Origin of the sequence: uncultured Campylobacter sp. (genome assembly GCF_963517995.1) — a bacterium.
In the GTDB taxonomy this organism is placed as follows: Bacteria; Campylobacterota; Campylobacteria; order Campylobacterales; family Campylobacteraceae; genus Campylobacter_A.
The window spans coordinates 1-6,147 of record NZ_CAUQHQ010000132.1; the positions used below are offsets into that span (position 1 = coordinate 1).

Annotated in this window: 6 protein-coding genes; all 6 read right to left on the reverse strand. The window is 36.1% G+C overall.

The annotated features are described in order from the left end of the window. Nucleotides 1–226: 226 nt before the first annotated feature. The 6 genes from RYL88_RS10815 to RYL88_RS10840 all read right to left on the reverse strand — a co-directional run bounded on the left by RYL88_RS10815 (nucleotide 227) and on the right by RYL88_RS10840 (nucleotide 5,869). Nucleotides 227–541 (reverse strand): hypothetical protein, encoded by a 315-nt coding sequence (locus RYL88_RS10815; protein ID WP_314991228.1) that lies wholly within the window; start codon nucleotides 539–541, stop codon nucleotides 227–229. A 114-nt stretch (nucleotides 542–655) separates the two neighbouring features. Then, the gene (locus RYL88_RS10820) at nucleotides 656–1,906 is read right to left on the reverse strand and encodes a PD-(D/E)XK nuclease family protein (protein WP_314991230.1); all 1,251 of its coding nucleotides are present in this window, start codon (nucleotides 1,904–1,906) and stop codon (nucleotides 656–658) included. A gap of 41 nt (nucleotides 1,907–1,947) precedes the next feature. Continuing rightward, nucleotides 1,948–2,151, reverse strand: a complete 204-nt coding sequence (locus RYL88_RS10825; protein ID WP_314991232.1) for a hypothetical protein — start codon at nucleotides 2,149–2,151, stop codon at nucleotides 1,948–1,950. A gap of 138 nt (nucleotides 2,152–2,289) precedes the next feature. Beyond that, the gene (locus RYL88_RS10830) at nucleotides 2,290–3,108 is read right to left on the reverse strand and encodes a Sir2 family NAD-dependent protein deacetylase (protein ID WP_314991234.1); all 819 of its coding nucleotides are present in this window, start codon (nucleotides 3,106–3,108) and stop codon (nucleotides 2,290–2,292) included. A gap of 3 nt (nucleotides 3,109–3,111) precedes the next feature. Further along, the gene (locus tag RYL88_RS10835) at nucleotides 3,112–4,326 is read right to left on the reverse strand and encodes a PD-(D/E)XK nuclease family protein (RefSeq protein WP_314991236.1); all 1,215 of its coding nucleotides are present in this window, start codon (nucleotides 4,324–4,326) and stop codon (nucleotides 3,112–3,114) included. A 55-nt stretch (nucleotides 4,327–4,381) separates the two neighbouring features. Further along, nucleotides 4,382–5,869 (reverse strand): DUF2779 domain-containing protein, encoded by a 1,488-nt coding sequence (locus RYL88_RS10840; protein ID WP_314991237.1) that lies wholly within the window; start codon nucleotides 5,867–5,869, stop codon nucleotides 4,382–4,384. Nucleotides 5,870–6,147 lie beyond the last annotated feature (278 nt).

Consider the following 6,147-nt stretch of genomic DNA (forward strand, 5'->3'; position numbering starts at 1 on the left):
TCTTAAGACAGCCTCGTCATACATCAAAAGAATGTTATCAGATAAGACATTTTGCGCCAACGTGTATGCAAAATATCTATTTGCAGCCCTGAACTTAGCAATTTCGCATCATTTTTTAGCTCATTATTTACAACGCGTTGCGGCAAATTTAAGATAGTGACGATATTTTTATTAAATCTCTATTATGTAGATCTGCGATCTTGCCGATAGTGTTTTCAAGCGTATTTTAATTTGTTACGACGATCAAAAAGCCTAAAATTTGATTTTGCATCTCATCTAAATTTAACTTTTCGCTAAGCATTTGTAGGTTTTTATCTAGCACAGTAGGAAATTTTGGCATATTTTTTAAGATATCATCATGCCTTTGCTTTAGCTCTTTTAAGAAATTTGACATGCCACCTATCGCTTTTATCTGCTTCTCGCCATAGCCAAGACCTTCTATGGCTCTATCAGCTACGCGCCCATCTACTTTGTCAAATAGTCCGCCATAAAGCACTGCACGCAACAGATAAAATGTAACAAGTCTGTCAAAATTTCTCATCTCATCTCCTTTTTATATTTTGAGATGATACATGGCCTTTTGGACTTTTATATGTCTTATTTTGTAAAATTTTGGTCTTAAATTTGAAAATTTTAGTGGCAAAAGCCGCTAAAATTAGTTTTGGTTTGTTTGCATTTCTAATTTTTGCTCTTTAAGCTTAATTAAGATTGCATTTGTCATTTCTGCAAAAGTTTCTGGCTTAAATTCTTCTTCTATTATTTTTTTGCAAATATCAGTATTAACATCCTTATATAACTCATCAACGGCCAAGAAATATTCTGTTTGTTTTTTCAACTGATCTTCACAAGGTTTTTTGTAATTTTTAGCATTTGTATTTTTATCTTCTTTTCTACGAAAACCAACATATGGCATAGAATAGGGAGATTTTTGAAATTCGACTGTAAAATAAAATTTTTCCCATATTTCACCATCCTTAGGGTTCTTTTTAGTGATAATTATAGGTCTATAGTCTTGGTTCTCTTCAGTTTTAATATCATATACGCTTTTGATTTCGCTATCACCTCTCAGAATTTTTGCTGCATTGCTAAAAAAACTATATATTATCTTTTTTCTAACTTCTTGATAGTTATTTACTATCTCCGATACCGCAGCATAATTCTCTTTAAAAATTTCTACCAAATTTGCGTTTGCCATTTTATCTATCCTTTTGTATCTATTATAAATCATCTCTATCACATCTTTGTATTGTGATAAAAACACATTTAGGTCAGTTAAATTTGACACCTCATTTTTGCACTTATCTATCCATTCTACAATTTCTTTGCAATAGCTAATGACTTTAAAATTTATAGTAGAGCCTTCTTTTACTAGCTTTGTTATGTTTTGATCTGTCTTATAATCACCCAAGCTATATTCTTTTGGTAGCTCTCCATCTGGATGCAGATATAAAACATATATATCATCATCTTTGGCGCCTTCTGTTTTATCTGTTTTAATAGTGTCTATATATCTTTCTATCTGTTTATTTTGATCTTTTGCATATACTTTATTTTCTAGGATAATATGCTTTTTGCCGTCGCTTATATAGATATCTATATGTTTAAACTCTTTAAAAACGGTGGCTCTGCTCGTATCTATGCTAAAGTCGTCTATGCCGCACGTCTCTAAAAATAGCTTCAAAAATAGATCGCCCTTGTAGTGATCGCCATTTGGATCAAGCAGCGAAGCTATGAAATTTGAGTGCAAATTTACTTCATCGCTAAAATTATAAAACAAAGTAAAGATGTTATAGTCATGCCTACCCATGGCTCTTTGCCTATCTGCCTGCGCCTTTGCCGCCATATAGCCCTTGCCCATAGCCGCAAAAAGCTTTTCAAAGCCCTCTTTTTGTAACTTTATTTCCATCCTCTCTCCTTTTAGAATTTGATATCTACATCGTCTATTTTTTAGTATTTTATAGTCACTTTCATAACAATAATACGCTCATCGATATAAGCTAGATCATCAGTGATGATCACATTAAATTTACACTCATTGCAAAGCGTATCCCTTATCTGCTCCAAGCAAAGCTTGATCACGGCATCAAGTGGCATATCTTTAGAAATTTTAAAATTTATCTCGATGCCCTTTGCTTTTTCAAGTAGCGTCAAGAGCTTATCGGATATACTTTGACTAAGCGTATATATATATATCCTGTTTTGCCTTAAATGTAGCTATATTATTTGACTCGCCACTATCATTTTTATACCAAGTTTCAAAGATGCTGACATACTCCATTTTGTCTCCTGCTATAAAATTTGATTTAGCGCTTCTAGGCCGCCTAGCTTTAGACTGATGCCAAGCTGTGGGTTTAGGTCGCTATCTTTTGGATTGATACGGATAAGAGTTGCCTTTTTAGAGCGTTCTACTAGCGCCTCGCCGTGTTTTCTGATAGTTGGCACCGCTAGGCCTGCGCCTATCTCTATTATAGCTATTTTTGAGTTTTCATTTTCACTTAACCACGCCTCATATCTTTTGCGCTGCGACCAGGTTCTTTTTGGATTGAACTCGTGATCGTAAAACATCATGATATTTGGACGGCTCACGCAGCCACACTCAGGGCAAACTGGCATCTTTGTAGCGATAAATTTAGCCTCATCAACCTCTACGCTACTCTCACGCATAGGCAATATCATACCATCGTCGTTGTGGATACACTGGGCGTGATGGATCGAGCCATGAACTTCGTAAATTTTATCCTTGCTAAAACCAGCCTTGGAAAAGTGTCCATCTACGTTTGAAGTGCAAATGAAGTAGTTTTCGTTTTTCTGCGCACAAAGCTCTCTAAGCAGTACAAAACCAGCGTGGGGCCCAGTTTTATTGTAAAGCTTTAGCCTGTGGCCGTAAAACGCCCAAGCTAGCTCAGGACTACTAAAAAACCACTGCGGATTTGCCATCTCGGTAAAGCTTAAATTTTTATCCTTTAAAGGTGGGTAAGCTTTCCAAAAGCCAAGATCGCCTCTAAAATCAGGCAATCCACTATCCACGCCCATGCCAGCACCTGCTGTGATGATGACGGCATTGGCGTTTGCGAAGATTTCTTTTGTGCGGAGTATTGTGTCGTACATGACTTATGCCTCGATTAGTTTAGCGATTTCATCGGCTAGCGACTCTAGCTCGTCTTTCATTTTTATTAGCTCATCTACCAGCTCGGTTTCGCTGTACTTATTGATAATTATCTCTCTTAGGAACTGATCTTTTTTTAGCCATTTCCATCTCGCAAATCTTGTACCAACTTTCCATTCGCCAAACGTGAAACCCGCCTGTATGTTCTCTATACGCTCCTTCTTAATCCTGCCTTCGTCATAGGTAAGTCCTATATAAGGATATAAAAAATTTTTACTGTCAAATTCTAAAGCAAAGGTTAGTAAGAAGCCATCATCCCAACTGCGCTTATAAACATATAAGGGCGCGAAATGACGTCTACTCGCATCAGCATCCCTTGTCTCCACGCACCATTCTTGCGGTAGTCTTTTTTCGAGCTCGGTTTTTACGTTTAACATAAATTCATTAAGCCTATTTGCATTGGCTATATCAAAGTATTTGTTTCTTATTTCATCGACTATATCATAGTTTTCTAGTATTATCTTACTTATTTCCTCGGTATCCATCTCTAGTCCTTTATATTTTCCGTAAATTTTTTCAATTACGTTTTTGTATTGCGATATCACGGCGGCTAAATTTGCCAAATTTCCAGCCTCATCAAGACATAAGCCAAGCCACGCCATTATCTCTTTGTCGTATGAAATCGCCTTAAATTTAGCTACTTCATCACCGCTTTTTTCTAAAATTTTGTCGCCTTCGATTTTTAGCCCACTTAAGCTATAGTCACTCGGCTCGCGCCCTTGCGGCGATAAAAATAGCACGTAAATATCAGCTTCGCCGTCGTTTTCTTTTTGTACGGTTTTTATATATCTTTTGATCTGAGCCTCTTGATCGCCGGCATTTATTTTATTTTCTAAAATAATATGCTTCGCTCCATCAGCTATATAGATATCTATATTCTCGTATTCTTTATAGACTTTTGCGTTTTGCGGATCTAGCCCAAAATTCTCTAGCTCGCATGCTTTTATAAAAAGCTCTAAAAATAGCTCTTTTTGATAATGTGACGAATCTGGATCAAGTAGCGAGTAAATAAAGCGTGAGTGCAAACGCACTTCGTCGTTTATATCAAGAAGTGCTAAAAACAAATTATAATCGTTATTACCGCGTAGTTTTTTGATCTCCAGTTTGTCATTTAGGACTTTGATTTGCTTTAGCATAGATTCAAGTTTTTCTATATCCACACTTCCTCCTTTGATTTTTAAAGCATTATAGTCAGCGAAGCGGACGCTTTTTTGTCTATTTTGCAACTTCGCACAGTTTTTCTAAAACCTTAACCATCGCTAGGGTATCTAGCTTGCAGTATGCTAAAAGCGCCTTTTTAATCACATCTTGCTCGCCCCTGATTTTGCCTTTTAGTTTTGCGTATTCGCTCATAGCTTCACCGCCGTTATGGATTAAATTTAAATTTGTATACGCATCCTTAAAACTAGGCACTATGGCCGGCAGAACTTTCTTTATGGACGAGCTTCCGTACATTTTTGGGTGATAAAAAAATCTCTTTGCAAACGGGATTTCAAGGTCTTTAATGTTACTGTGTATACTCATAAGATGAGATGAGAATTGCGGAAACAATGCGGCCAAATTTTGTATCACTCCTTTTTCAAAACTAGCATGATAGGTTAGCACGCAAGCATCTTGGGGGATAGATTTGATCAAATTTAGAGCTAACTCATATCTAGGATCGGCTCCAGCCTCGGCCAAAAACTCAAAATGTTCTAAATTTCCATTGCCATAATCTTTGTGGATAGAAAACTGAAAAGGTATCTGCTCATACGGGCTAAGGCCTATAAACTCGGGCACTGCTTGCTGAAATGTCTCAAAGTCAAGGTGATATAGCGGATAGCTAAGCGTATCCAAAAACTCTCTAATCCCCGCTTTGTCTATAAATTCCTCCCCGTTAATTTGAGCTTTTATTTGTATCTGTTGATTTGCATTAAAGGCGTCTATGTCTTTAATATCGGCAATATTTACTATCCCATTTTGATAAAGCTCGGTCGCTTTTTTCTTATTTATCTTTGCGATATTAAAGACAGAAGTCCCATCGGGTATCTTTCTTTGCTCGCACCAGCAGTAGTTCATCCCATCACACTCATAGGGCTTAAAACAATGCACCCCTATATCTAAATTTGGCTCAACATCATCATTGATCGTCTCTTTTAGCTTTTTGATATTTTTAGCCACATCGCTTTGCATAGATAAAATTTGATCCGTTACATCATTTACCGTAAAAAGCTTATCAAACTCTAGCTTTTCGCCGCGAATGTATTGTTTATTTATATGTATCACATTAACGCGCTCCACCTCATATCCTAATGAGCTAATGACATAGTGCTGGATGCTCGCATCATCTATATAGACGCTCTCCAGATTCGTGCTACTTTTTACTTCATTTATGATGAGCTTCCCATCAACGACCTGCAAGATATCCACCATGACTAAAATTTCATCAAAACAAAATGTCGCTTCATATATCGCTTTTTCACCGTTTTTGATAAAATTCTCAGTTTGGGCTATCTTTTCATCAAAGCTGCTGCCATCAAATTTTATCCTTTTGCCACCGCCAAATAGCTCACAGGCAAGCTCTCCGACTATATTCCCGGTCTCAAATACGGCAGGATCCTTATTTTGATCCAAAACATCGCACTTATATTTTTTAAGCCATAGCGATTTTGGACACTGAAGACCTCGTACATAGAGGGATTTAGATAAGAATTTATTGTTCATTTTTTTACCTTTACAACTTTACAAGGATTTATTATACTTTTTTAAACTATATTTAAATACAATAGTTTTCGTCTTTTAATTTTAACATAAAAAACTAGACATCAAAAGTCTAGAAAAATAGGCAATAATTACATTATATATTTTATTTAGATCACACAATTTTAAGGAGAAAAAATGGCGTTTAAAAATTATAAAGATGCATTTTTAGAATACAAAAAGATATGGCTCAATTAAACTTGTATGATACTCACCCAGAAACCTGAAATATTTTTTTGGAG

What these genes read in the sequence shown, in the direction of transcription:
- RYL88_RS10815 (WP_314991228.1), bottom strand. Translation starts at nt 541, where the DNA reads ATGAGAAATTTTGACAGACTTGTTACATTTTATCTGTTGCGTGCAGTG.
- RYL88_RS10820 (WP_314991230.1), bottom strand. Translation starts at nt 1,906, where the DNA reads ATGGAAATAAAGTTACAAAAAGAGGGCTTTGAAAAGCTTTTTGCGGCT.
- RYL88_RS10830 (WP_314991234.1), bottom strand. Translation starts at nt 3,108, where the DNA reads ATGTACGACACAATACTCCGCACAAAAGAAATCTTCGCAAACGCCAAT.
- RYL88_RS10840 (WP_314991237.1), bottom strand. Translation starts at nt 5,869, where the DNA reads ATGAACAATAAATTCTTATCTAAATCCCTCTATGTACGAGGTCTTCAG.